The 22,218-nt window shown below is 70.8% G+C and carries 22 protein-coding genes and 1 tRNA gene; 13 read left to right on the forward strand and 10 right to left on the reverse strand.

Features of this window, described 5'->3' with window-relative positions:
• Positions 1–44: 44 nt before the first annotated feature.
• The 6 genes from ACXYMW_RS00235 to ACXYMW_RS00260 all read left to right on the forward strand — a co-directional run bounded on the left by ACXYMW_RS00235 (position 45) and on the right by ACXYMW_RS00260 (position 7,125).
• Complete coding sequence (locus ACXYMW_RS00235) at positions 45–1,799, forward strand: sensor histidine kinase (RefSeq protein WP_459033272.1); 1,755 nt, start codon at positions 45–47, stop codon at positions 1,797–1,799.
• Positions 1,796–3,022: a sigma-54-dependent transcriptional regulator gene (locus ACXYMW_RS00240; protein ID WP_459033273.1), complete on the forward strand. Its 1,227-nt coding sequence runs from the start codon at positions 1,796–1,798 to the stop codon at positions 3,020–3,022. Before ACXYMW_RS00235 ends, ACXYMW_RS00240 begins: the two co-directional genes overlap by 4 nt.
• A gap of 239 nt (positions 3,023–3,261) precedes the next feature.
• Positions 3,262–4,266, forward strand: a complete 1,005-nt coding sequence (locus ACXYMW_RS00245) for a DctP family TRAP transporter solute-binding subunit (protein WP_459033274.1) — start codon at positions 3,262–3,264, stop codon at positions 4,264–4,266.
• 90 nt (positions 4,267–4,356) lie between these two features.
• A complete protein-coding gene (locus ACXYMW_RS00250; RefSeq protein ID WP_459033275.1) occupies positions 4,357–5,046 on the forward strand; it encodes a TRAP transporter small permease in 690 nt (229 codons plus the stop codon).
• 4 nt (positions 5,047–5,050) lie between these two features.
• Entirely contained in the window at positions 5,051–6,427 is a 1,377-nt protein-coding gene (locus tag ACXYMW_RS00255) for a TRAP transporter large permease (protein ID WP_459033276.1), read from the forward strand.
• 89 nt (positions 6,428–6,516) lie between these two features.
• The gene (locus ACXYMW_RS00260) at positions 6,517–7,125 is read left to right on the forward strand and encodes a hypothetical protein (RefSeq protein WP_459033277.1); all 609 of its coding nucleotides are present in this window, start codon (positions 6,517–6,519) and stop codon (positions 7,123–7,125) included.
• 3 nt (positions 7,126–7,128) lie between these two features.
• On the opposite strand, the gene tpiA is transcribed toward ACXYMW_RS00260, so the two are convergent.
• The 5 genes from tpiA to ACXYMW_RS00285 form a co-directional block, all read right to left on the reverse strand.
• Positions 7,129–7,872, reverse strand: a complete 744-nt coding sequence (tpiA, locus tag ACXYMW_RS00265) for a triose-phosphate isomerase (protein ID WP_459033278.1) — start codon at positions 7,870–7,872, stop codon at positions 7,129–7,131.
• Between the two features lie 116 nt (positions 7,873–7,988).
• The gene (locus ACXYMW_RS00270; protein ID WP_459033279.1) at positions 7,989–8,363 is read right to left on the reverse strand and encodes a HesB/IscA family protein; all 375 of its coding nucleotides are present in this window, start codon (positions 8,361–8,363) and stop codon (positions 7,989–7,991) included.
• A gap of 219 nt (positions 8,364–8,582) precedes the next feature.
• Positions 8,583–9,146 (reverse strand): sugar O-acetyltransferase, encoded by a 564-nt coding sequence (locus ACXYMW_RS00275; protein WP_459033280.1) that lies wholly within the window; start codon positions 9,144–9,146, stop codon positions 8,583–8,585.
• 78 nt (positions 9,147–9,224) lie between these two features.
• On the reverse strand, positions 9,225–10,451 hold the full coding sequence (locus ACXYMW_RS00280) for a glycerophosphodiester phosphodiesterase family protein (protein ID WP_459033281.1): 1,227 nt from the start codon (positions 10,449–10,451) through the stop codon (positions 9,225–9,227).
• A 112-nt stretch (positions 10,452–10,563) separates the two neighbouring features.
• Entirely contained in the window at positions 10,564–10,926 is a 363-nt protein-coding gene (locus tag ACXYMW_RS00285; protein ID WP_459033282.1) for an SUF system Fe-S cluster assembly protein, read from the reverse strand.
• A 163-nt stretch (positions 10,927–11,089) separates the two neighbouring features.
• On the opposite strand from ACXYMW_RS00285, the gene ubiG reads away from it, so the two are divergent.
• On the forward strand, positions 11,090–11,803 hold the full coding sequence (ubiG, locus tag ACXYMW_RS00290; protein ID WP_459033283.1) for a bifunctional 2-polyprenyl-6-hydroxyphenol methylase/3-demethylubiquinol 3-O-methyltransferase UbiG: 714 nt from the start codon (positions 11,090–11,092) through the stop codon (positions 11,801–11,803).
• Positions 11,804–12,005: 202 nt separating this feature from the next.
• Positions 12,006–12,917, forward strand: coding sequence for a sugar kinase (locus ACXYMW_RS00295; protein WP_459033284.1), 912 nt, complete (start codon positions 12,006–12,008; stop codon positions 12,915–12,917).
• Positions 12,918–12,959: 42 nt separating this feature from the next.
• Here ACXYMW_RS00295 and ACXYMW_RS00300 read toward each other — a convergent pair whose 3' ends face one another.
• On the reverse strand, positions 12,960–13,988 hold the full coding sequence (locus ACXYMW_RS00300; RefSeq protein ID WP_459033285.1) for an FUSC family protein: 1,029 nt from the start codon (positions 13,986–13,988) through the stop codon (positions 12,960–12,962).
• A gap of 159 nt (positions 13,989–14,147) precedes the next feature.
• Here ACXYMW_RS00300 and ACXYMW_RS00305 point away from each other — a divergent pair, with 159 nt between their 5' ends.
• From ACXYMW_RS00305 to ACXYMW_RS00315, 3 genes are all read left to right on the forward strand, one after another.
• On the forward strand, positions 14,148–14,990 hold the full coding sequence (locus tag ACXYMW_RS00305; protein WP_459033286.1) for a fumarylacetoacetate hydrolase family protein: 843 nt from the start codon (positions 14,148–14,150) through the stop codon (positions 14,988–14,990).
• A gap of 106 nt (positions 14,991–15,096) precedes the next feature.
• Positions 15,097–15,606 carry a pantetheine-phosphate adenylyltransferase gene (gene coaD / locus ACXYMW_RS00310; protein ID WP_459033287.1) on the forward strand — a complete coding sequence of 170 codons (510 nt, stop codon included), beginning with the start codon at positions 15,097–15,099 and terminating at the stop codon, positions 15,604–15,606.
• 58 nt (positions 15,607–15,664) lie between these two features.
• Positions 15,665–15,904: a hypothetical protein gene (locus tag ACXYMW_RS00315; RefSeq protein ID WP_459033288.1), complete on the forward strand. Its 240-nt coding sequence runs from the start codon at positions 15,665–15,667 to the stop codon at positions 15,902–15,904.
• A gap of 623 nt (positions 15,905–16,527) precedes the next feature.
• On the opposite strand, the gene gap is transcribed toward ACXYMW_RS00315, so the two are convergent.
• From gap to gdhA, 4 genes are all read right to left on the reverse strand, one after another.
• Complete coding sequence (gene gap, locus ACXYMW_RS00320; protein ID WP_459033289.1) at positions 16,528–17,529, reverse strand: type I glyceraldehyde-3-phosphate dehydrogenase; 1,002 nt, start codon at positions 17,527–17,529, stop codon at positions 16,528–16,530.
• Positions 17,530–17,646: 117 nt separating this feature from the next.
• On the reverse strand, positions 17,647–17,790 hold the full coding sequence (locus ACXYMW_RS00325) for a hypothetical protein (RefSeq protein ID WP_459033290.1): 144 nt from the start codon (positions 17,788–17,790) through the stop codon (positions 17,647–17,649).
• 61 nt (positions 17,791–17,851) lie between these two features.
• Positions 17,852–18,847 carry an aldose epimerase family protein gene (locus ACXYMW_RS00330; RefSeq protein WP_459033291.1) on the reverse strand — a complete coding sequence of 332 codons (996 nt, stop codon included), beginning with the start codon at positions 18,845–18,847 and terminating at the stop codon, positions 17,852–17,854.
• 44 nt (positions 18,848–18,891) lie between these two features.
• Positions 18,892–20,232 (reverse strand): NADP-specific glutamate dehydrogenase, encoded by a 1,341-nt coding sequence (gene gdhA, locus ACXYMW_RS00335; RefSeq protein WP_459033292.1) that lies wholly within the window; start codon positions 20,230–20,232, stop codon positions 18,892–18,894.
• Positions 20,233–20,441: 209 nt separating this feature from the next.
• On the opposite strand from gdhA, the gene ACXYMW_RS00340 reads away from it, so the two are divergent.
• Positions 20,442–20,528: transfer RNA gene (locus ACXYMW_RS00340), tRNA-Leu, on the forward strand.
• Positions 20,529–20,610: 82 nt separating this feature from the next.
• A complete protein-coding gene (gene tig, locus ACXYMW_RS00345; protein WP_459033293.1) occupies positions 20,611–21,957 on the forward strand; it encodes a trigger factor in 1,347 nt (448 codons plus the stop codon).
• Positions 21,958–22,218: the final 261 nt, after the last annotated feature.

Raw genomic sequence — 22,218 nt, forward strand, 5'->3', positions numbered from 1 at the left:
CGGCAGCTGGCCTTGGCGCCGCGGGGCGGGGTAGAAGCGTCGCCATGACCGGTCCGCTGATCTCCCGCCTCCTGCTGCTCGCGCTGCTCGCCGCGACCACGCTCGGCACCACCGCGGCGGTCTGGTCCTACGGCTACGACCAGGCGCTCGGCCCGGTCGCGGCGCGCGGCCGGTCGGACCTGGCGCTGGCCTCGGACCGGCTGGTGGCGCAGCTGCGGCGCTACCGCGAATTCGCCGTGCTGCTGGCCGATCACCCGGCCCTGGCGGCGCTGCACGCCGCGCCCGAACGCCGCGCCGAGGCCGAGCGGGTGCTGCTGGCCGCGGCCGACAAGACCGGCGCCTACCGCGCGCTCTACGCCGCCCCGGACGGGCGCATCCTCGCCGCGTCGGACGGGCGGCGCGGCCGGATCGCGGCGGCGCCGATCGTCGCGCGGGCCGCCCAGGGGGCGCTCGGCGCCGAACTCGCGGTGCTGGGCGAGGACGCGGCCGGGCAGCGGCTCTTTTCCTTCGCAGCGCCCGATTTCGGCCCCGGGGGCGGGGTGCGCGGCATGCTCGTCGTCTCCGTCGATCTGGGAGAGCTGGAGCAGGATTGGCGCGGCGACCTGCCCACGGTGTTCTTCACCGATGCCGCGGACCGGGTGGTGGCGACCAACCGCTCGGAACTGCTCTACTGGCGGCGCGACGGCGCCGCCGCGATGGTGTCGCCGCGCGGCAACCGCTACGAGGCGGAGCCGCTCAGACGCGCCGGCCACCTGCTCTGGCACCAGGATTTCAGCCCCTACGTGCCGCGGCGCGCGCTCTACCTGACCGAGGATCTGCCGGTCATCGGCCTGACCGGCGCGGCGCTGGTCGACATCGCCCCGGCGCGCCGGCTCGCGACGCTGCAGGCGGCGGCCACGGCGGCGCTCTGCCTGTTCTTCGGGGCGCTGCTGTTCCTGGCGATGGAGCGCCGCCGCACCCTCGCCGCGGCCAATCTCCGGCTCGAGGAGCGGGTCGCCGAGCGGACCCGCGAGCTGTCGGGTGCCAACGCCGCGCTGCGCCGCGAAGTGACCGAGCGCGAGGAGGCCGAGGCGGCGCTGACCCGCGCCCAGGCCGAACTGGTCCAGGCCGGCAAGCTCTCCGCGCTGGGCCAGATGTCGGCCGGGATCAGCCACGAGCTGAACCAGCCGCTGATGGCGATCCGCTCCTTCGCCGAGAACGGCGCGGCCTTTCTCGAGCGCGGCCGCACCGACCGCGCCGGCGAGGCGCTGCAGCGCATCGGCGACATGGCGGCGCGGATGGCGCGGATCATCCGCAACCTGCGCGCCTTCGCCCGCCAGGAGGCCGAGCCGGTGAAGCGGGTCGGCGTCGCCGCGGCGGTGGAACAGGCGCTGGAGATGCTGGAGACCCGCATCGCCCAGACCGGCGCGGAGATCGACTGGCAGCGCCCCGAGATCACCACCGTGGTGCTGGCCGGCGAGGTCCGACTGACCCAGGTGGTGGTCAACCTGGTCTCCAACGCGCTCGACGCGATGGCGGCGAGCCCCGAGAAACGCGTCACCATCCGGGTGCTGCGCGATCCCGGCGGCCGGGTCCTGCTCTCGGTGCGCGACACCGGCCCCGGCATCGCCGAGCCGGACCGCATCTTCGACCCGTTCTACACCACCAAGGAGGTGACCGGCGAGGAGGGGATGGGACTCGGCCTGTCGATCTCCTACGGGCTGGTGCAGGGCTTCGGCGGCCGCCTGCACGGCGCCACCCATCCCGAGGGCGGCGCCGTCTTCACCGTGGAACTGGACGAGGCGAGGGCGGCGGCATGATCCGCAAGGTGCTCCTGGTGGACGACGACGCCGCGGTGCGCGAGGCGCTGGGCCAGAGCCTCGAGCTGGCCGATCTCGAACCGATCACCGCCGGCAGCTTCGTCGAGGCCAAGGACCGCATCGGCCCGCGCTTCGAGGGTGTGGTGGTCTCGGACATCCGCATGCCCGGGCGCGACGGCTTCCACCTGCTCGACTTCGCGCGCAAGGCCGATCCCGACCTGCCGGTGATCCTGCTGACCGGCGAGGGCGACATTCCCATGGCGGTGCGGGCGATGGGGCAGGGCGCCTTCGACTTCCTCGAAAAGCCCTGCGCGCCGGCAGATCTGGTGGCGGCGATCCGGCGGGCCCTGCAGACCCGGGCGCTGGTGCTCGAGAACCGCCGCCTGAAGGCCGAGCTGGAGGCCGGCGACCCGGCCGCGCGGCTGATCTTCGGCACCTCGGCCGCGGCCGAGGGGCTGCGCCGGGCGGTGCGGCAGGCGGCCCGGGCCGGCACCGCGGTGCTGGTCACCGGCGCCCCGGGCACCGGCATCTCCAAGGTCGCCGAGGTGGTGCATCTGTGCGCGCCCGAGGCCAAGCGCCCCTTCGAGAAGCGCGCGGCCGGCAGCCTCGACCGCGCCGGTCTCGCCGCGCTCTGGGACAGTTGCGCCGGCGGGTCGGTGTTCCTCGACCAGATCGCGCAGCTCGAGGCCGACGCCCAGGTGGCGCTGGTCGACGCGCTCGATGCCGGCGGCACCCGGCTGATCGCCGGCAGCACCGCGCCGCTGGCGCCCGAGGTCGAGGCCGGGCGGCTGTCGGCGGAGCTGTTCTGGCGCCTCGACGTGGCTCCGGTGCACATTCCGTCTCTGTCCGAGCGGCCCGAGGACATCCCGGTGCTGTTCCGCCATTATGTCGCGCAGGCCAGCGAACATGCCGGGCTGACCCCGCCCGAGATCACCCCCGACGTCATTGCCGGCCTGATGGCGCGCGACTGGCCCGGCAATGCCCGCGCCCTGATGAGCGCCGCCATGCGCTTCGCGCTGGGCCTCGCCGAGGCGCCGGGCATCGCCGCGGATCTGGGACTGGCCGAGCAGATGGCGCAGGTCGAACGCTCGCTGCTCGAGGAGGCGCTGCGCCGCGCCGACGGCCAGGCCTCGGTCGCCGCCGCGGCGCTCAAGCTGCCGCGCAAGACCTTTTACGACAAGCTGGCGAAATACGGGCTGCGGCCGCAGGCCTACCGGAGCTGACGCCGGCGCTGTGCGGTTTTTCGCACGATTTTCGCAGCCGCTGTGTGGATTTCCGCACAGCCGCCTCGGGGCCTGGCTGCGGAGACTTCCCTAACGTGTTGTTCAAAAACGTCTTTCCCGTGCTGCATGCCCGCTATGCAAAATCGTTTGCGACACGGGCGCTTGCGCGGTTTGCTGCCGGCATGGCGCGTCCCGGATCCCGGGCCGCGTTGTCCTGAAAGACGATCTGGGAGGATCTCATGAAGACGCTTCTGACCACCGCGGCCACCCTGACCGCGCTGTCGCTGAGCGCCGGCGCCGCGGTCGCGGCCTGCGACGACGGCGAGATGGTGATCAAGTTCAGCCATGTCACCAACACCGACAAGCATCCCAAGGGCATTGCCGCGAACCTGCTGATGGAGCGCGTCAACGAGGAAATGGACGGCACCGCCTGCATGGAGGTCTACCCGAACTCGACGCTCTACAACGACGACCAGGTGCTCGAGGCGATGCTGCAGGGCGACGTCCAGCTGGCCGCGCCGTCGCTGTCGAAGTTCGAGCAGTTCACCAAGGTGTTCCGCATCTACGACCTGCCGTTCATGTTCAAGAACATCGAGGCGGTCGATGCCTTCCAGGCCTCCGAGGCCGGCCAGGAGATGAAGGAATCGATGGTCCGCCGCGGCCTGCTCGGGCTCGAGTTCTGGCACAACGGCATGAAGCAGCTCTCGGCCAACAAGCCGCTGATGGCGCCCGAGGACGCTCAGGGCCTGAAGTTCCGCGTGCAGCAATCCGAGGTGCTCAAGGCGCAGTTCGAGGCGCTCGGCGCCAGCCCGCAGCCGATGGCCTTCTCCGAGGTCTACGGCGCGCTGCAGACCGGCGTCGTCGACGGGCAGGAGAACACCTGGTCGAACATCTACGGCCAGAAGTTCTTCGAGGTGCAGGACGGCACCACCGAGACCAACCACGGCGCGCTCGACTACCTCGTGGTGACCTCGACCGATTGGTGGGACGGCCTCGATGAGGGCGTGCGCGAGCAGCTCGCCACCATCCTCAGCGAGGTGACCGAGGAGCGCAACGCCGCGGTCGGCGAAGTCGATGCCGAGGCGCGCCAGGCGATCCTCGATGCCGGCGGCGAGATCCGCGAACTCTCCGAGGAGCAGCGCCAGGCCTGGGTCGACGCGATGATGCCGGTCTGGGAGCAGTTCACCGACGATGTCGGCCAGGAGAACATCGACGCCGCGCAGTCGATCAACCAGAACTTCTGATCCCGCCCCGTGCGTGACACCGCCCCCGGCCGCCGGCCGGGGGCGGAGCCGCGCCACGCCCTGTTCCACCCTGCCAAGCGGAGACATGTCATGTCCGCCAGCCCCCGGCCGTCCGGCCTATTCGGGCGTTTCGTCGACGAGTTGGAGGAGACCTGCATCGCCATTCTCCTCGGCGCGATGACGATCATCACCTTCATCAACGTGGTCCTGCGCTACGGCTTCAACACTGGACTGATCTGGGGTCTCGAGGCGACGTCGTTCCTGTTCGCCTGGCTGGTGCTGTTCGGCGTGAGCTACGGCGTCAAGAAGACCGCGCATCTCGGCGTCGACGCGCTGGTCAACGTGTTCTCCGCGCCGGTGCGCCGGGTCCTGGCGCTGATCGCCGCGACGGTCTGCATCGCCTATGCCTTCCTGCTGACCAAGGGCGCCTGGGATTACTGGTCGAACTTCGCCAACCTGCCGCAGACCACCGGGCGCTGGTTCCCGACCGGGTTCGAGGAGATGGGCCGCACCTCCTACCGCGGCTGGTACGAGGTGGTGGACATCCCGTTCCCGGAATGGCTGCGGTGGATCCAGCCGATCATGAACGAGGGCGAAAGCTACGACAAGCTGCCCCGCTTCATCCCCTATTTCATCCTGCCCTTCGGCGCGGCGCTGCTGCTGTTCCGCTTCGTGCAGGCAATGGTGCGGATCTGGACCGGCACGCAGCCCGGCCTGATCGTCAGCCACGAGGTCGAGGACGCGCTCGCCGACATGGCCCACGTGGACCGGAAGGACTGACCCGATGGACGTCGTTATCCTGTTTGCCCTGATCATCGGGCTGATGCTGATCGGCGTGCCGATCGCCGTGGCGCTGGGCTTCGCCTCCACGGTGTTCCTGCTGGTGCTGTCCGACACCTCGCTGGGCTCCATCGCCCAGACCTTCTTCCAGGCCATGGCCGGGCATTACACGCTGCTCGCCATCCCGTTCTTCATCCTGGCCTCGGCCTTCATGTCGACGGGCGGCGTGGCGCAGCGCATCATCCGCTTCTCGATCGCCATCGTCGGGCATTTCCACGGCGGCCTGGCCATCGCCGGCGTCTTCGCCTGCATGCTCTTCGCGGCGCTTTCGGGCTCCTCGCCGGCGACCGTGGTGGCCATCGGCTCGATCGTCATCGCCGGCATGCGGCAGGTCGGCTATACCCGCGACTTCGCCGCCGGCGTGATCGCCAATGCCGGCACGCTGGGCATCCTGATCCCGCCCTCGATCGTCATGGTGGTCTATGCCTCGGCGACCGACGTCTCGGTCGGGCGGATGTTCCTCGGCGGGGTGATCCCCGGCATCCTCGCCGGCACCATGCTGATGGTGACGATCTACGTCATCGCCCGGATGCGCAACCTGCCCAAGGGCGACTGGCTGGGCTGGGGCGAGATCTTCGCCTCGGGCCGCGAGGCCTCCTGGGGTCTGTTCCTGATCGTCATCATCCTCGGCGGCATCTATGGCGGCATCTTCACGCCCACCGAGGCGGCGGCGGTGGCGGCGGTCTACGCCTTCCTGATCGCCAACTTCGTCTATGCCGATATGGGGCCGCTGAAGCGTCCGGAGGGCGAACGCAACCTGCCGCTGTGGCGCAAGCCCATCGCGCTGATCACGGTGTTCTTCCACCGCGACACCCGCGACACGCTGTTCGAGGCCGGCAAGCTCACCATCGTGCTGATGTTCATCATCGCCAACGCGCTGATCCTCAAGCACGTGCTGACCGATGAGCAGATCCCGCAATCGATCGCCGCGGCGATGCTGGGCTCCGGGGTCGGGCCGGTGATGTTCCTGATCATCGTCAACGTGATCCTGCTGATCGGCGGCCAGTTCATGGAGCCGTCGGGCCTGCTGGTCATCGTCGCGCCGCTGGTCTTCCCGATCGCCATCGAGCTCGGCATCGACCCGATCCATCTCGGCATCATCATGGTGGTCAACATGGAGATCGGCATGATCACCCCGCCGGTCGGCCTGAACCTCTTCGTGACCTCGGGCGTGGCCGGCATGTCGGTGATGGGCGTGGTGCGCGCGGCGCTGCCGTTCCTCGCGGTGCTCTTCGTGTTCCTGATCCTGGTGACCTACGTGCCGATCCTGTCGACATGGCTGCCGACCCTGCTGATGGGTCCGGAGCTGATCACCCGCTGACCCAAGGCCCGTTTCCGGCTCCGGCCGGGAACGGGCGCCGCCGCCGCCCCGTTCAATGGTGAACCCAGGGAACGCGGAGCGGATCGACGATGCAGTGGCTTCAGGAGAATTCGGAGTTTCTAAACCTCGTGGCGAACCTTGCCATGATGTTCGTCTGGATCGCCTACCTGAACCTCTTCCTCGTCAGCTTCCATCGCCAGAACCGCTCGATCCTGCACATCAGCAGCGCCGCCTCGTCCGACAGCCGGGCGCGCTGTCTGGTGACCAACATGGGCTCGCAGCATGTCTACCTGCTGGCGGTGATCGTCGACATCGAGACCGAGGACGGCTCCAGCCGGGCGCATGTCACCGATCTCGTGGAGATCGGCGTCGAGGACGTTCAGAACATGCTCGACCGGACCCTGCAGGGCCCGATGGAGCCCGGCGAGGTGCGCGATGTCGGGTCCTTCGCCGACCTCGCGGAGCGCGCCACGGCGCAGCTCGGGGAGAAATTCGAGGCGCCGCGGGCCTCCTCGATGACGGTGACGGCGGTGGCCGCGGCCAACCAGGCCAAGGAACTGGTCGGCGGCTACAAGGTCTTCAAGGTCAAGGACCACAAGGGCGACGACGTCACGCGGTTCCGGGAGGAAAGCACGCTGACGCCGCAATATGGCGGGCTGTTCCGCTCGCGCCGTCTGGCGCGCCTGATCGAGACCTGAGGCTCAGGCCGCGTTCAACGCCTCGATGATGGGCAGGAAATCCGCCGCCGTCAGGCTGGCGCCGCCGACCAGCGCGCCGTCGACATTGCCGACCGCGAAGATCTCGGCGGCGTTGGCGGCCTTGACGCTGCCGCCGTAGAGCAGCGGGATTGCGCCGCCGGCCTCGGCGCCGAGCCGGTCCTCGAGATGGCGGCGCAGCGCGTCGTGGACCTCGCCGATCTCGGCGGGGGAGGCGACCTTGCCGGTGCCGATGGCCCAGATCGGCTCATAGGCGATGACGAGGTTCCCGGCCTCGGCGCCGTCGGGCACCGAACCCGCGAGCTGGGCGTCGACCACGTCGAGGGTGCGACCGGCCTCACGCTCTTCCAGGCTTTCGCCCAGGCAAAGGATCACCGAGAGCCCGGCCTGCCAGGCCGCCTGCACCTTGGCCGCCACCGCCTCGTCGCTTTCGCCGTGATCGGTGCGCCGCTCGGAATGGCCCAGGATGACGTAGCGCGCGCCGGCATCCTTCAGCATCGCCGCCGAGACGTCGCCGGTATGCGCGCCGTTCTCCGCGGCATGGCAATCCTGCCCGCCGATCGCCACGCTGCTGGCCCGTGCGACCGCGGCGGCCACCAGCGTGAAGGGCGGACAGAGCGCGATCTCGGCGTCGCCGCCATCCAGCGCCGCCTCGATGGCGTCGATCTCGGAGAGCTGGGCCGCGAGGCCGTTCATCTTCCAGTTTCCGGCGGCGAGCTTGCGAGCCATGGAATCTCCCTTTCTGCGCGGGACCGACATGGAAAACGCGCCCGGAGGCGCGTCGGTCACTTCCGCGACATCATGGGCCCCGGCGGGCCGAGGTCAAGGCCGTGCCGATCCGGCGGTCAGCCGCGCCCGGCGCTCAGTTCCTCGACATCCTTGAACTTGATCGACTCGCCGCAGCCGCAGGCATCGGCCACGTTCGGGTTGCGGAACTTGAAGCCGCTTTCCAGCAGCGAGGTCTCGTAGTCGATCTCGGTGCCGAACAGGAACATCTGCGCCATCGGCGCGATCAGCACCCGGGCGCCGTCGCGCTCCACCACCTCGTCGTTGGCCTCCGCGGCGTCGACGTAGTCCATGGTGTATTCCATGCCCGCGCAGCCGCCCTTCTTGACGCCGATCTTCAGGCCGAAACGGCCGTCGCGGGCCATCAGCTTCGAGATCTGTTTCACCGCGGCATCGGTCATGGTGACGGGGGCCTGGCCGGGAATGCCGAACATGCGGAACCTCCATTGGCGTTGGATACAGGATCTAGTCGCCTCGCCGGCCCGAAACAAGGGGGCGCGGCGGGCGGCGGGGCAGGGCGGGCGGTGGCCCTTTCGCCCGTGCGGCGCCAGAGAGCGGTGCAGCGCTTGGTTCGGCCCGGGCAGGCGCCGGCGAGCGCGGCGGTCCTGGGACGGCCGCACGCCGCGCCGCGGTCGGGGCCATGACACGCCGCGCTACCCCCCAGCCTCGCCGGGGCCGGCGAGCGGGCGCGCCGGGTTGCCGGCGACCGTCGTGCCCGCCGCCACGTCGCGGGTGACCACCGCGCCGGCGCCGATCACCGCATCGTCGCCGACGCTGATCCCGGGCAGCAGGATGGCGCCGCCGCCGATCCAGACATTGCGCCCGAGGGTGATCGGGCGGCCGAATTCGAGCCCGCGGTCGCGGGTTTCGGCGTCGCGCGGGTGGTCGGCGGTCAGAATCTGCACGTAGGGGCCGATATCGCACTTGTCGCCGATCACGATCGGGCAGACGTCGAGCAGCACGCAGCCGTAATTGATGAAGACCCGGCGCCCGAGCACCACGTTGGTGCCGTAATCGACATAGACCGGAGAACGGATGGCGTTCTCGGCGCTGCCCGAGAACAGCTCCTCCTTGAGCAGCCGGCGCAGGGCGGAATCGTGGTAGGTGGTGGCGTTGTAGGCCGCCATGAGCTCCTGCGCGCGCTTGCGCCGCGCCACGAGGTCGGGATCGCCCGGATCATAGAGCCGCCCCGCGATCATGTCGTCCCATGCGCTCATCCGCTGCCCTCCCGACGGTCCTTCGGACGGAGCCAACGCGCAAACGCGGCGGGGCGCAACCCCGCCGCGCCCTGGGCCTCAGAGGCCCATGCAGTTGGCGTAGTAGGTGACCGTCGCCGGCCAGTCCGAGAACACGCCCTCGACGCCCACGTCTTGGGCAAGCACGTCCAGCGCCTCGAAATAGTCGCCGTCACGGTCGATCGCCTCGCTCACCGACTGGAAGTACCAGCCGCCGCCCTCGTGCAGGGGGCCCGAGCGCTCCAGCGTCCAGGCGATGAGCCTGAGCCCAGCCTCCTTCGCCGCCTTGGCGTAGGCCGACGCCGCCAGCGCGCCGTCCTCGCCCACCGTCAGCAGCATGTTGAGCGACGGCGCGAGGTAGTTGACCCCCTGGTCGCGGAGCGCCGCGAAATCCTCCGCCCAGGTTCCGGGCTCCTGCTCGTCGAACCCGTCGGTCCATTCCACGAGGTAGACCGCCTGGGCGCCAAACTCGGGCTCGGCCTCGATCCAGTAGAGCACGTCGTCGAGGTTGAAGCTCTGCGGCCAGATGCGTTCCGGCGCGATGCCGGCGGCCTTGTATTCATCGATCAGCTTCTGGGCGTAATCCTCCTGGCTGAACCCGTCGAACGGCATCTCGACCGAGGGCGCCTTCAGCTCGGGCGTGAAATCGGCGCCGAGCGCGTCGAAGAGCGCGATGGATTCGGCATGGGTCATCAGCGTGGCGCCGTGCGCAAAGAGGTCGGTGCGCCAGTCGGCGGTGCCGCCGAGATAGGCCTCGGCGCTGTCGGCCGCGGGGTCGGAGGCGTCCATCTTCGGCCGCAGGCTGCGGAACTCCTCGAGCGTGAGATCGGAGGTCCGGCACTCGGCGCTGGCCTCGGCGCCCTCGGCCGCCGGGGAGAAGGGCGTGGTGCATTTCGCGCCCAGCTCGGTGGCGACGATGTCGGTGGTGGTGTGCAGGTCGTTCTGGGCGTGCCGGCAGACCAGTTCCTTGTCGGCGGTGAAGGTCACGTCGCATTCGAGGATGCCGGCGCCCTGACGCGCCGCGGCGCGGTTCGATTCGACCGTGTGCTCCGGGAACATCAGCGGCGCGCCGCGATGGCCGATGGAGAAGGCGCTGCGCTCGGGCGTCTGCGCGGCGCATTCCGCCAGCGCCGTCTTGAGCGGCCCGTCCTCCATCGTGTCGATCAGGTAATGCGGGCGGACGCCGTAGCTCAGCCCGCCGGCGCCGGTGGCCGCGGTCTCGGCCTGGGCGGCGAGACCCCCGGGAATGAGCGCCAGAGCGGCGCCGAGAAGCAGGAAACGGGACATCGTGAACCTCCTTGTCGATCCGATGGAACGGCATGTGCCGGTCCGGCGTGACCAAGGGGTGACGCCCCGGTAACGCCGGCATGACGCCGCGCCATCGTCTCACAGAAGAGGATTACATGAAGCCCAATTCGAGCCGCGCCTCGTCCGACATCATGTCCATGCCCCAGGGCGGATCCCAGGTGATCTCGACATCGACCTGCTTGACCCCGGCGATCGGCTCGACCGCGTCGGCCAGCCAGCCCGGCATCTCGCCGGCCACCGGGCAGCCCGGCGCGGTCAGCGTCATGATGATCTTCACGGCGTTCTCGGCATCGATGTCGATGGTGTAGACGAGGCCGAGATCGTAGATGTTGACGGGAATTTCCGGGTCGTAGACGCCCCGGCAGGCCTCGACCACCTGATCGTAGAGCGGGTGATCGGTGGAGGAGGGCGCGATCAGCGGCGCGCCTTCGAGCTTGGGGCCGGCTTCGGACATCGTTCGTCCCTTCTGACTTGCTGTTCTGGGTGGTGAACCTGAGCGAAGATATAGGAAAAGCCGGTGCCGGGGTAAAGGCCGCCGCTGGACGCGGGCGCCGGCGCCGCTAGCTCGCCGGCCATGGGCCGGCCGGTGCGGCCCGCCGCCGAGGGCCCCCGACACGATGCGCGATCCCCATGCCAACGACCTGACGATCTATGACGGCCACGCCGACAGCTGGTGGTCGGACGAGGTGCGCTGGCTGCGCACGCTGCGCAACATGGTGCCGGGCCGGCTGCGCTGGTTCGACCGTCACGTCGTCTGGCCGGGGCGGCGCGTGCTTGACCTTGGGTGTGGCGGCGGCTTCATGGCCGAGGCCCTGGCCGCGCGCGGCGCCCGCGTGACCGGGCTCGACCCGGCGGCCAAGGCGGTGGCCGCAGCGGCCCGCCATGCCGCGCAGGAGGGTCTCGACATCGCCTATCTGGCCGGGCGCGGCGAGGCGCTGCCCTTTGCCGACGCGGCGTTCGACATCGTGGTCTGCGTCGACGTGCTCGAACACGTGGACGACCCGGCGCGGGTGCTGGCCGAGGCGGCGCGGGTGCTGGCGCCGGGCGGCAGCTTCCTCTTCGACACGATCAACCGCACCGCGCTGGCCCGGTTCGGGGCGGTGACCATGGCGGAGCGGGTGATCCGGCTGCTGCCGCGCGGCGCCCACGACCCGGCGATGTTCCTGACCCCCGACGAGATGCGCGCGCATCTCGACGCCGCCGGGCTGGCGCCGGGGCGTTTCGCCGGGCTCGGCCCGCGCGGCGTCGACCGCCGCGGCGATCTGCGCTTCGGTCCCTGGCCGAGCCTCGCGGTGCAGTATATGGGCCTCGCCCGCAAGCCGCGGGGCTGAGCCGGGCCCCCGGGGCGCGTCCCGGCGGCCCGCGCGCCCGCGACGGCTGCCGTTGCGGCAGCATCCCCGTTGACACCCCGGGCGTCACCGGCAAGACAGGCCGGGCCGCAATGCCGCAGCCCCAAGCCTCAGGAGTTCGCCCCGTGACCGTCCGTCCCACCGCCCCGCTCCGCCACCCGCGCTGCCGCGGAGCCCGCGCGGCATGAGCGGCGGGGTTCTCACGGTCGGCGAATGCATGGTCGAACTGGCCGAGGCCGGCGACGGGCTCTACCGCCGCGGCTTCGCCGGCGACACCTTCAACACCGCCTGGTATGCCCGGCGCCTGCTCGGCCCCGACATGCCGGTGGCCTTCGGCAGCGTCATCGGCAGCGACGCGATCTCCGACGAGATGGCAGCCTTCCTCGCCGCCGAGGGCATCGCCACGGACGCGCTGAGGCGCGACCCGGAGCGCACGCTCGGCCTCTACATGATCGCGCTCCGCGACGGCGAGCGCAGCTTCTCCTACTGGCGCGGCCAGTCAGCGGCGCGGCGGCTGGCCGAGGATGGCGACTGGCTCGACGCGATCTGCGCCGGGCGGTCGCTGATCCACGTCTCGGGCATCACCCTGGCGATCCTGTCGCCGGAGGGCCGGGCCCGGCTGATCGCGGCGCTGGGCCGGGCGAGGCGCGCCGGCACGCGGATCTCCTTCGACACCAACCTGCGGCCGCGGCTCTGGGAGGACGAGGCGGCGATGCGGGCCGGGCTTGAGGCCGGGGCCGGGGCCGCCGACATCGTGCTGCCGAGCTTCGACGAGGAACAGGGCCTGTTCGGCGACGAGACCCCCGGCGAGACGGTGGCGCGCTACCGCGATTGCGGCGCCGCCGAGGTGGTGGTGAAGAACGGCGCCGGGGCGGTGACGCTCTGGGACGCCGCGGGCGGGGAGCGCGAGATCGCCCCGGAGCCGGTGGACCGGATCGTCGACACCACCGCTGCCGGCGACAGTTTCGCGGCCGGCTACCTGGCGGCCCTTTTCCAGGGCGCGGCGCCCGATGCGGGGGTACGCCGCGGCGCCCGGCTGGCGGGCCGGGTGATCGGGGCGCGCGGCGCGCTGGTGGCCGAGGCGCTCGACGACTGAGCCCGCCGGCACGCACGACCGGAAGCCCGCCGGAGCCGCCCCTCAGGCGTCGTCGGCGCGCGGGCGCGGCCGCGCCGGGCGGGTGAAGCGGTCGGGGCCCTCCAGCATTTCCTCCAGCACGTCCGGGGCCAAGAGTTTCAGCGCCCCGGCGATGGTGGCGGCCAGGCCCAGCGTCATCACCGCCGCGGCGAACATCGTGGTCACCCGTTCGGCGGCCAGGCGGTCGACCTCGGAGACCAGCGCCAGCGCCTCGAGGATCACGAAGGTCAGCAGCGCGGTGAAGACCAGATAGGAGCGCGGCAGCATCCGGAAGGCGAAGGGCAGGGCGAGAACGGCCAGCACGGTCCCGGCCGCGCCCTCGCCGCTGGCCCAGGCCAGCGCCAGCGCCGCCGCGGTGCCGAGGAGCGTGCCCAGCGTGCGCTTCATGGTGCGTGAGAAGAGCTGCCCGAAGGGCGGCAGCCAAAGCACCGCGAAGGTCAGCGGGAACCAGAAGCCGTGCTCGCCGAAATAGCGCCCGCCGACCCAGACCGAGACCACCAGCCCGATCCCCAGCGCCAGCCCGAAGATCAGGCTGTAGGCCGGGGTCGAGCGCCCGCCGCGGCCATCCTCGGCGGCGTCGCCGAAGGCCCTGGTGACCCCCAGGCTCCAGACCATGGCGGTGACGTAGAGCACCAGCAGCAGCGGCTTGTCCTCGGCCGGCAGGATCGGCCCGGTGAACACCGCCCAGGTGAAGAGCGCGCGCAGGCAGGGCCGGGCGAAACCGTGATGGCAGGCGATCGCGGTCATCGCCGCGAGGCAGGCCGCCACCAGCAGCGCCATGTCGGGATCGCCCAGCGCCAGCACGCCGCCGATCCCGGTCACCAGCGTCACCAGCACCGCCACCTGGATGCCCGATTCCTTGGCCGCCAGATGCGCCGGCATCGCCGCGATGAAGGCCACCGCGCCCGCCGGCCCGAAGGCCGCCACCGCCACCACCGGCGGCAGCACCGCCGCCAGCAGCACGCCCGCAACCTTGCGCCACGGCATCGGCGCCGCGCCGTCGGCCAGCATGTTGCCCAAGCCTGTCGCCATCCCCATTCCCGCTGCCTGCGATCAGGGCCCAGAGATTAGGCCGATGGCCGGCAAAGGGGAGGGGCACGTCTTTGCATCGCCGCCGGACCGTGCCAAACGTTGGCGCAACGGCACCGGGCAAGCCGGTGACCGCGAGCGGACAGCGAAGAGGGAGGTGTCATGAAACTGATCAGAACCGGCGCGCCGGGGCAGGAACGCCCGGGCATTCTGGATGCCGAAGGCCGGGTGCGCGACCTGTCGGGCCGGGTCGAGGACTTCGCCGGCAAGGGCGTGAGCCTCGAGGCGCTGGAGGCGATCCGCGCCATCGACGTCGAGACGCTGCCGGTGATCGAGGCGCCGGGGCGCATCGGCGCCTGCCTGGCCTGGGTGCCGAACTTCTACTGCGTCGGGCTGAACTACGCCAAGCACGCTGCCGAGACCGGCGCAAAGAACCCGCCCGAGCCGATCCTGTTCTCCAAGGCGGCCTCGGCGCTGTCCGGGCCGAACGATCCGGTGATCATTCCGCGCAAGTCGCAGAAGACCGACTGGGAGGTCGAGCTCGGCGTGGTGATCGGCCGCGAGGCGCTCTACATCTCCGAGGAGGAGGCGCTGGACCACGTCGCCGGCTATTGCGTCATCAACGACGTCTCCGAGCGCGAGTTTCAGATCGAGCGCAACGGCCAGTGGATCAAGGGCAAGTCGGCGCCGAGCTTCGGCCCCACCGGGCCCTGGCTGGTGACCGCCGACGAGATCGCCGATCCGCAGGCGCTCGACCTGTCGCTCAGCCTGAACGGCGAGGCCGTGCAATCCTCCAGCACCTCGGACATGATCTTCGGCGTCGCCACCGTCATCGCCTACATGAGCCAGTTCATGAAGCTGATGCCCGGCGACGTGATCGCCACCGGCACGCCCGAAGGCGTCGGCATGGGCATGAAGCCGCAGCGCTTCCTGAAGCCCGGCGACGTGATGGAGTTGACCGTGGCCGGGCTCGGCCAGCAGCGCCAGGAGGTGGTCGCGGCCTGACCGCGGCCCGGGCGGGCGGGGCGGCGGCCGCCGTCCCGGCATTCCCGCTTGCAATCGCGCGCGCAATATTGTTGCGTCCGCGCGGGAACAATTCAGGGGGGCGGCCATGCGAACCGGTCTCTATCCGGGCACTTTCGACCCGATCACGCTGGGCCATGTGGACATCATCCGCCGCGCCGCCCTTCTCGTCGACCGGCTGGTCATCGGCGTCGCGATCAACCGCGACAAGGGACCGCTCTTCGATCTCGACCAGCGCGTGGCGATGATCCGCCACGAATGCGCGCAGCTCGCCGCCGAGACCGGCATCGAGATCGTCGTGCACCCGTTCGAGAATCTGCTCATCGACTGCGCCCGCGAGGTCGGCGCGCAGGTCATCGTGCGCGGCCTGCGCGCGGTGGCGGATTTCGAGTACGAGTTCCAGATGGTCGGCATGAACCGCGCGCTCGACGCCTCGATCGAGACGGTGTTCCTGATGGCCGAGGCGCGGCACCAGGCCATCGCCTCGAAGCTGGTGAAGGAGATCGCGCGGCTCGGCGGCGATGTCAGCAAGTTCGTGACGCCCGAGGTGCGCGACGCGCTGCAGGCGAAATTCGCGCAAGGCGCGGGGTCGCGCTAGGGCGCTGTTAACCGCGATGCGCCAGTCTCGGTCCGGGACCGGTCAGGCGGAGACACGGATGGACAGCATCGCGCGGATCGCGCCGGCGCAGAACGCGCCCATGACACACGCGGGGCCGAAGGCCCCGCCCCCCGCCCCGAACCGGGCGGACTTCGCCGCGGCGCTCGCCGCGGCGGCCCGCAGCGGCATGACCATGGCGGCGCCCTTCGCGGCGCCTCCCCGGGTCGAGGCCGTGCCGCTTGCCCCGGCAAAGCCGGGATACGAGGCCGCCCGGGCGACGATGCGCCCGGGCGGCTGATCCGACCGCCCCGCGCGCCGCAACCGGTGCCCGGCGCGTCGCAACCGGCGCCCGTCGCGCCGCCCGCCCTGTGCGATTCCGGGCCGGGGGCGAGTGCCCAGGACCGCAAGGGCCGGGGCCCGCCTGTGCCGACTATGCTATGGCGCGGTGCGTCAAAGCCTGGATTTGGGCGGCCTTGGCGGCGCGCGGCTCGTGCGGGCCCCTGGCGGTGCGCGGCGCGGTGCGGTCAAAGCCCGCCCGAGGGAGCGGCGGGGCCGCCCGAAAGGCCGGCTCCGCGGCGCTCGGCAAGCGCGCTGCGCGCGCTTCGGGCGCCGCCGATCCCGAGCCTAGCGGCCGACCCCGAGCCCAACGGCCGGCCCCGAGCTAGCGGCCGGGCCCAGAGCCCAACGGCCGGCCCCGTGCCCAGCGTCCGGCCCAGAGCCCGGGTGCGCGGCCGGAGGGAAATCCGCCCGCCTCCGGGCGCGGCGGACGGTTGCCCGATGCGCGGCGGCCGGGCGCGCGGCGGCGCGCCAGGACCGGGTGTGCGCCGCGGCTCGGCAGGGGCAACAGCCCCCATGCCCGGTGCGTCGATCGCTCCGCACCCGGCGGCGCGCCGCGCCCCGGGGCGGCCCGAGCCTCTGCGCTCAGAGCAGCTTGCCCATCGCCACGGCGGTGTCGGCCATGCGGTTCGAGAAGCCCCATTCGTTGTCGTACCAGCTCAGCACGCGGACGAAATTGCCGTCCATCACCTTGGTCTGGTCGGTGGCGAAGATCGACGAATGCGCATCGTGGTTGAAGTCCGAGCTCACCAGCTTGCGGTCGGTGACGTCGAGGATGCCCTTGAGCGCGCCGCCGGCGGCCTTGCGGATGGCGTCGTTGATCTCCTCGGCCGAGGTGTCGCGCGCCGCCTCGAAGGTGAAGTCGACCACCGAGACGTTGGGCGTCGGCACCCGGATCGCCACGCCGTCGAGCTTGCCGTTGAGCTCGGGCAGCACCAGGCCCACCGCCTTGGCGGCGCCGGTCGAGGTCGGGATCATCGACAGCGCCGCGGCGCGGGCGCGGTAGAGATCCTTGTGCATGGTGTCGAGCGTCGGCTGGTCGCCGGTATAGGAGTGGATCGTCGTCATGAAGCCGCGGGTGATGCCGATGGCGTCGTTCAGCACCTTGGCCACCGGGGCCAGGCAATTTGTGGTGCAGGAGGCGTTCGAGACCACCGTGTCCTCGGCCGTCAGGCTCTCGTGGTTGACGCCGTAGACGATGGTCTTGTGCGCCTCCGAGCAGGGCGCCGAGACCAGCACGCGCTTGGACCCGTTCTCGAGATGCAGCGCCGCCTTCTCGCGCGAGGTGAAGATGCCGGTGCATTCCAGCACGATGTCGACATCCGACCAGGGCAGTTCCTTGGGGTCGCGGATGGCGCTGACGCGGATCGGGCCGCGGCCGACATCGATGCTGTCCTCGCCGGTCGTCACCTCGGCCGGGAAACGGCCGTGCACGCTGTCGAACATCAGCAGATGCGCGTTGGTCTCCACGGGGCCGAGATCGTTGATCGCCACGACCTCGATATCCGTGCGCCCCGATTCCACGATCGAACGCAGCACGTTCCGCCCGATGCGGCCGAAGCCGTTGATGGCAACCCTGGTCGTCATGCGTGTTCTCCTCCGGTGAATGTCCGGTGTGTCTGTTACCGCTAACAACCAAACCGGCCCTAGAGTGTCAAGGTGCCCGAAACTGCCGCCCGGTCAACCGCTCCGGAAGGGGGCGGGTCAGCGCCAGAAGGCGACGTGGTGGAGAAGCGCGAAACCGCGCCGGGCGAGAAACAGCAGCGTCTCGCCGTCCGACAGGGCGAGATCGGCGGTGATCAGCGCCAGCAGGACGGCGGCGAGAAGGAGGGCGAGACGGTTGGTCATGACGGTCCCCGGACGCGCGGCGATCGGGCAGGGCGGGCGGCGTCGGAAGCCGCACCGCCGGTCATTCGTCCTGCCCGGCGACCGCGTCCCGCGCGAAGGCGAAGCGCGTCAGGCTCTCGTAGCGCTCTCCCGGCGCCAGGTCCACCTGCGCGCGCCAGGCCCGGTTGGGCGCGTCGATCCAGGCCTGGGGCTCGAGCGCCAGCCCGCCCCGGCCGCCATAGCCGCGCCCGTCGAGCCCGCGCCCCGGCGCGACGGCGAGCGGCCCGGCATCGTAGACCTGGATCCCGGTTTCGGTGGTGGTGATGCGCATGGTCACGCCGCCCGCCGCGAGCGCCCCCACCGCGACCGGGGCGCGGCGCGCCGCGGCGAGACAGAGATTGTGGTCGATGCGCCGCGGCACCGCGCCGGCGCGGAAGTCGAAGCGGGTGGCCGCGACCGGCTCCGGGTCGCCCAGCGGAATGCCCGCGGCGTCGGTCGGCTGGTAGCGATTGGCCGCCAGGGTCAGGACGTGGTCGTCGATCGCCGGGCCGCCCGAGAGGTTGAAATAGATGTGCGGCGCGAAGTTGCAGAATGTCGGCGCGTCGGTCTCGGCCCCGAGCGCGATCTCCAGCGCCGCGCCGTCGAGCCGGTAGGTCGCGCCGACCCGCAGGCGGCCGGGAAAGCCCATATGGCCGTCGGGCAGGTCGTCGGCGAAGGTCACCCGGTCGGACCGCAGATCGGCGATCCGCCAGTTGCGGTCGGCGCTGCCCGCGCGCCCGCCATGCAGCGTGGCGCCGCGCTCGTTGGCGTCGAAGCGGTGGCGCCGCCCGGCGATCTCGGCGCTCGCCCCGGCGATGCGGTTGGCGACACGTCCGACGATGCTGCCGAAATAGGGCGCCACCGCGGCGGCGTAATCGGCCGGATCGGCGAGGCCCAGGACCAGCGGATGCGGCACGCCGGCGAGCCGCAGATCCTGCACCGCCGCGCCCCAGCTCACCGCGCGAAAGGTGAGATGGCGGTTGCGCAGCGTGACCCGGGTCACGGTCCCGCGCGGCGTCTCGAAACGTTCGGTCTGCATGTCGGACGAATCCTCCGGCGGGCCGTGGCGGCGGGCGGCCGCCGTTACACGATGCCGTAGAAGCACAGCGCCTCGGCCACCTTGCGGTAGGCCGCGAGATTGGCGCCGCGGCGGTAGTCGATGCGGCCGCCGCGGCTTTCGCGCGCCACCTTGCGGTGGATGCCACGCATGATGCCGTGCAGCCCGGCATCGACCTCCTCGGCGGAGAGGAAGCGGCCCTGCGCGTTCTGGCTCATTTCCAGCCCCGAGACCGCGACGCCGCCGGCATTGGCCGCCTTGCCCGGCGCGTGCGGGATGCCGGCGGCGGCGATGACCTCGACCGCCCCGGCGGTGAGCGGCATGTTGGCGCCCTCGGCGATGAGCGTCACCCCGGCATCGAGCGCGGCCCGGGCGGCGTCGTCATCCATCTCGTTCTGGGTGGCGCAGGGCAGGGCGATATCGGCCTCGAAGCGCCAGGGCTGCGCGCCCTCGCACCAGGTCAGGCCGAAATCGCGCGGCGGGTCGGCGATGTCGTCGCCGGCGGCCTTGCGGGTGCGGACCCATTCCACCGCCTCCTGGCTGAAGCCGTCGGGCGCGTGCAGCGTCCCCGACGTGTCCGAGAGCGTGACCACCACGGCGCCCTGCTGGATCGCCTTCTCGGCGGCATGGGTGGAGACATTGCCCTTGCCCGAGATCGCCACGCGCCGGCGCTCGAGCGACAGGTCGCGCTCGGCCAGCATGCAGTCGACGAAGTAGATCAGCCCGTAGCCCGTCGCCTCGACCCGGAGCGCGCTGCCGCCGAACACCTCGCCCTTGCCGGTCAGGGCGCCGTGGAATTCGCCGTGATGGCGCTTGTAGGCGCCGAAGAGCCAGCCGATCTCGCGCGGGCCGACATTGATGTCGCCGGCCGGGACGTCGTAATCGGGGCCGATATGATGCGCGAGCTCGGCCATGAAGGCCTGGCAGAAGCGCATGATCTCGCGGTCCGAGCGGCCGCGCGGGTCGAAATCCGCGCCGCCCTTGCCGCCGCCCAGCGGCAGCCCTGTCAGGGCGTTCTTGAAGACCTGCTCGAAGGCCAGGAACTTCAGCACCGAGGTGGTCACGGTGGGATGGAAGCGCAGCCCGCCCTTGTAGGGGCCGATGGCGTTGCAATGCTGCACCCGCCAGCCGCGGTTGATCTGCGGGCTGCCGTCATCGGCCTCCCAGAGCACTCGGAACTGGATGATCCGGTCGGGCTCGGCCAGCCGGTCGAGCACCCGGGCGGCGGACCAGGAGGCATGCGCCTTCTCCACGGTCAGGACGTCGCGGGCGACCTCCTCGACCGCCTGCAGGAATTCCGGCTGGTGGGCGTTGCGCGCCTCGACGCGCGCCATGAAGCTTTCCACCAGGTCGTCGCGTCGGCTCATTTCGGGCTCCTTCGCTGTGCATTCCGGCCCATCTAGCCCGTTCGCCGCGGCGAACAGCCGGTTCGCGCCCCGCGGCCCTCCGCCGGGGCAGCGCGGCGCCGCTCCCGGGCGCCATCCCGCGCTTGCGGAGGCGCCGCGAGGAGTCTATCTACGCCGAGATTCCGTTGCGGGGCGGGCTGCCGGTGGCACTCGGCCCTTTCAGCGCGATTGCGGGGGTGGTGGAACTGGTAGACACGCAGGGTTTAGGTTCCTGTGCCGTAACTGGCTTACGGGTTCGAGTCCCGTCTCCCGCACCATCGGATTGGAACGTCGGTCCGGCAAGGGGGCATGCAATGACCCCGCCCGACCAAGAGACGAGATGAGAAGGACGAACGCAAGATGCAGGTCACCGAGACCCTCAACGAAGGCCTGAAGCGGGGCTACGCGATCACGCTGACCGCCGACGAGCTGGACGCGAAGGTCAACGAGAAGCTCGCCGAGGCGCAGCCCTCGATCGAGATGAAGGGCTTCCGCAAGGGCAAGGTGCCGATGGCGCTGCTGAAGAAGCAGTACGGGCAGCGTCTGCTCGGCGAATCCATGCAGGAAGCCATCGACGGCGCGATGTCCAAGCATTTCGAGGATTCCGGCGATCGCCCGGCGCTCCAGCCCGAGGTCAAGATGACCAATGACGACTGGCAGGAAGGCGACGACGTCCAGGTCGAGATGAAATACGAGAAGCTGCCCGAGATCCCCGAGGTCGACTTCTCCGGTCTCGAGCTCGAGAAGCTGGTGGTCAAGGCGTCCGACAGCGATGTCGACGACGCGCTGAAGAACCTCGCCGAGAGCGCCCAGAGCTTCGAGGCCGAGGACGGCCGCGCGGCGGAAGACGGCGACCAGGTGGTGATCGACTTCGTCGGCAAGGTCGACGGCGAGGCCTTCGAGGGCGGCGCCGCCGAGGATTACCCGCTGGTGCTGGGCTCGAACTCCTTCATCCCGGGCTTCGAAGAGCAGCTCAAGGGCGTGAAGGCCGGCGAGGAGAAGGCCGTCGAGGTCAACTTCCCCGAGGAATACGGCGCCGAGCACCTGGCCGGCAAGGCCGCGACCTTCGACGTCACCGTCAAGGAGGTGAAGAAGCCGGTCGCCGCCGAGATCGACGACGAGCTGGCCAAGAAGTTCGGTGCCGAGGATCTCGAGGCGCTGAAGGGCCAGATCCGCGAGCGTCTCGAGGCCGAGTATACCGGCGCCGCGCGCCAGGTGATGAAGCGCCAGCTGCTCGACAAGCTCGACGATCTGGTGAGCTTCGATCTGCCGCCGAGCCTCGTCGAGGCCGAGGCCAAGCAGATCGCCCACCAGCTGTATCACGACGAGCATCCCGAGGACAAAGGCCACGATCACGGCGAGATCGAGCCCACCGAGGAGCACACCAAGCTGGCCGAGCGCCGCGTGCGCCTGGGCCTGCTGCTGGCCGAGGTCGGCAACAAGGCCGAGGTCCAGGTCTCCGACGCCGAGATGACCCAGGCGATCATGGCGCAGGCGCGCCAGTATCCGGGTCAGGAGCGGGCCTTCTTCGACTTCGTGCGTCAGAACCCGCAGATGCAGCAGCAGATGCGCGCGCCGATCTTCGAGGACAAGGTCGTCGACCACATCGCCGAGCAGGCCAAGGTCTCCGAGAAGGAGGTCGACAAGGACGAGCTGCAGAAGGCCGTCGACGCGCTCGACGAGACCGAGGAAAGCGCCGCCGCCTGATCGGCGCGGCACCGCTAAAACACAAAAGGGGCGGACCTTCGGGTCCGCCCCTTTTGCGTTCGGCACGTCGCGGTCCGTGCGGCACAAGCAGGGGCGCCCGCGCGCCGGACGCGCCTGCGATGGCCGGCTTCCGGGGCCGGCGCGGCCCGGCGCCGGGAAATGACCCCTGATCCTTCGGCCCGCTCCCGCGCCGAAGCGCGACAAACGGAAAGGCCCGCCGCGGCATCGCGGCGGGCCTCCTGGTCAGGCGGGGCCGGGGCG

The organism is Roseivivax sp. CAU 1761 (assembly GCF_054482755.1).

Coding starts and splice junctions, on each gene's coding strand:
- tig (WP_459033293.1), top strand. CDS start 20,611: ATGCAGGTCACCGAGACCCTCAACGAAGGCCTGAAGCGGGGCTACGCG.
- ACXYMW_RS00255 (WP_459033276.1), top strand. CDS start 5,051: ATGGACGTCGTTATCCTGTTTGCCCTGATCATCGGGCTGATGCTGATC.
- ACXYMW_RS00235 (WP_459033272.1), top strand. CDS start 45: ATGACCGGTCCGCTGATCTCCCGCCTCCTGCTGCTCGCGCTGCTCGCC.
- ACXYMW_RS00240 (WP_459033273.1), top strand. CDS start 1,796: ATGATCCGCAAGGTGCTCCTGGTGGACGACGACGCCGCGGTGCGCGAG.
- ACXYMW_RS00275 (WP_459033280.1), bottom strand. CDS start 9,146: ATGAGCGCATGGGACGACATGATCGCGGGGCGGCTCTATGATCCGGGC.
- tpiA (WP_459033278.1), bottom strand. CDS start 7,872: ATGGCTCGCAAGCTCGCCGCCGGAAACTGGAAGATGAACGGCCTCGCG.
- ACXYMW_RS00330 (WP_459033291.1), bottom strand. CDS start 18,847: ATGCAGACCGAACGTTTCGAGACGCCGCGCGGGACCGTGACCCGGGTC.
- gap (WP_459033289.1), bottom strand. CDS start 17,529: ATGACGACCAGGGTTGCCATCAACGGCTTCGGCCGCATCGGGCGGAAC.
- ACXYMW_RS00325 (WP_459033290.1), bottom strand. CDS start 17,790: ATGACCAACCGTCTCGCCCTCCTTCTCGCCGCCGTCCTGCTGGCGCTG.
- ACXYMW_RS00250 (WP_459033275.1), top strand. CDS start 4,357: ATGTCCGCCAGCCCCCGGCCGTCCGGCCTATTCGGGCGTTTCGTCGAC.
- ACXYMW_RS00280 (WP_459033281.1), bottom strand. CDS start 10,451: ATGTCCCGTTTCCTGCTTCTCGGCGCCGCTCTGGCGCTCATTCCCGGG.
- ACXYMW_RS00295 (WP_459033284.1), top strand. CDS start 12,006: ATGAGCGGCGGGGTTCTCACGGTCGGCGAATGCATGGTCGAACTGGCC.
- ubiG (WP_459033283.1), top strand. CDS start 11,090: ATGCGCGATCCCCATGCCAACGACCTGACGATCTATGACGGCCACGCC.
- ACXYMW_RS00270 (WP_459033279.1), bottom strand. CDS start 8,363: ATGTTCGGCATTCCCGGCCAGGCCCCCGTCACCATGACCGATGCCGCG.
- coaD (WP_459033287.1), top strand. CDS start 15,097: ATGCGAACCGGTCTCTATCCGGGCACTTTCGACCCGATCACGCTGGGC.
- ACXYMW_RS00260 (WP_459033277.1), top strand. CDS start 6,517: ATGCAGTGGCTTCAGGAGAATTCGGAGTTTCTAAACCTCGTGGCGAAC.
- ACXYMW_RS00315 (WP_459033288.1), top strand. CDS start 15,665: ATGGACAGCATCGCGCGGATCGCGCCGGCGCAGAACGCGCCCATGACA.
- ACXYMW_RS00305 (WP_459033286.1), top strand. CDS start 14,148: ATGAAACTGATCAGAACCGGCGCGCCGGGGCAGGAACGCCCGGGCATT.
- ACXYMW_RS00300 (WP_459033285.1), bottom strand. CDS start 13,988: ATGGCGACAGGCTTGGGCAACATGCTGGCCGACGGCGCGGCGCCGATG.
- ACXYMW_RS00285 (WP_459033282.1), bottom strand. CDS start 10,926: ATGTCCGAAGCCGGCCCCAAGCTCGAAGGCGCGCCGCTGATCGCGCCC.
- ACXYMW_RS00245 (WP_459033274.1), top strand. CDS start 3,262: ATGAAGACGCTTCTGACCACCGCGGCCACCCTGACCGCGCTGTCGCTG.
- gdhA (WP_459033292.1), bottom strand. CDS start 20,232: ATGAGCCGACGCGACGACCTGGTGGAAAGCTTCATGGCGCGCGTCGAG.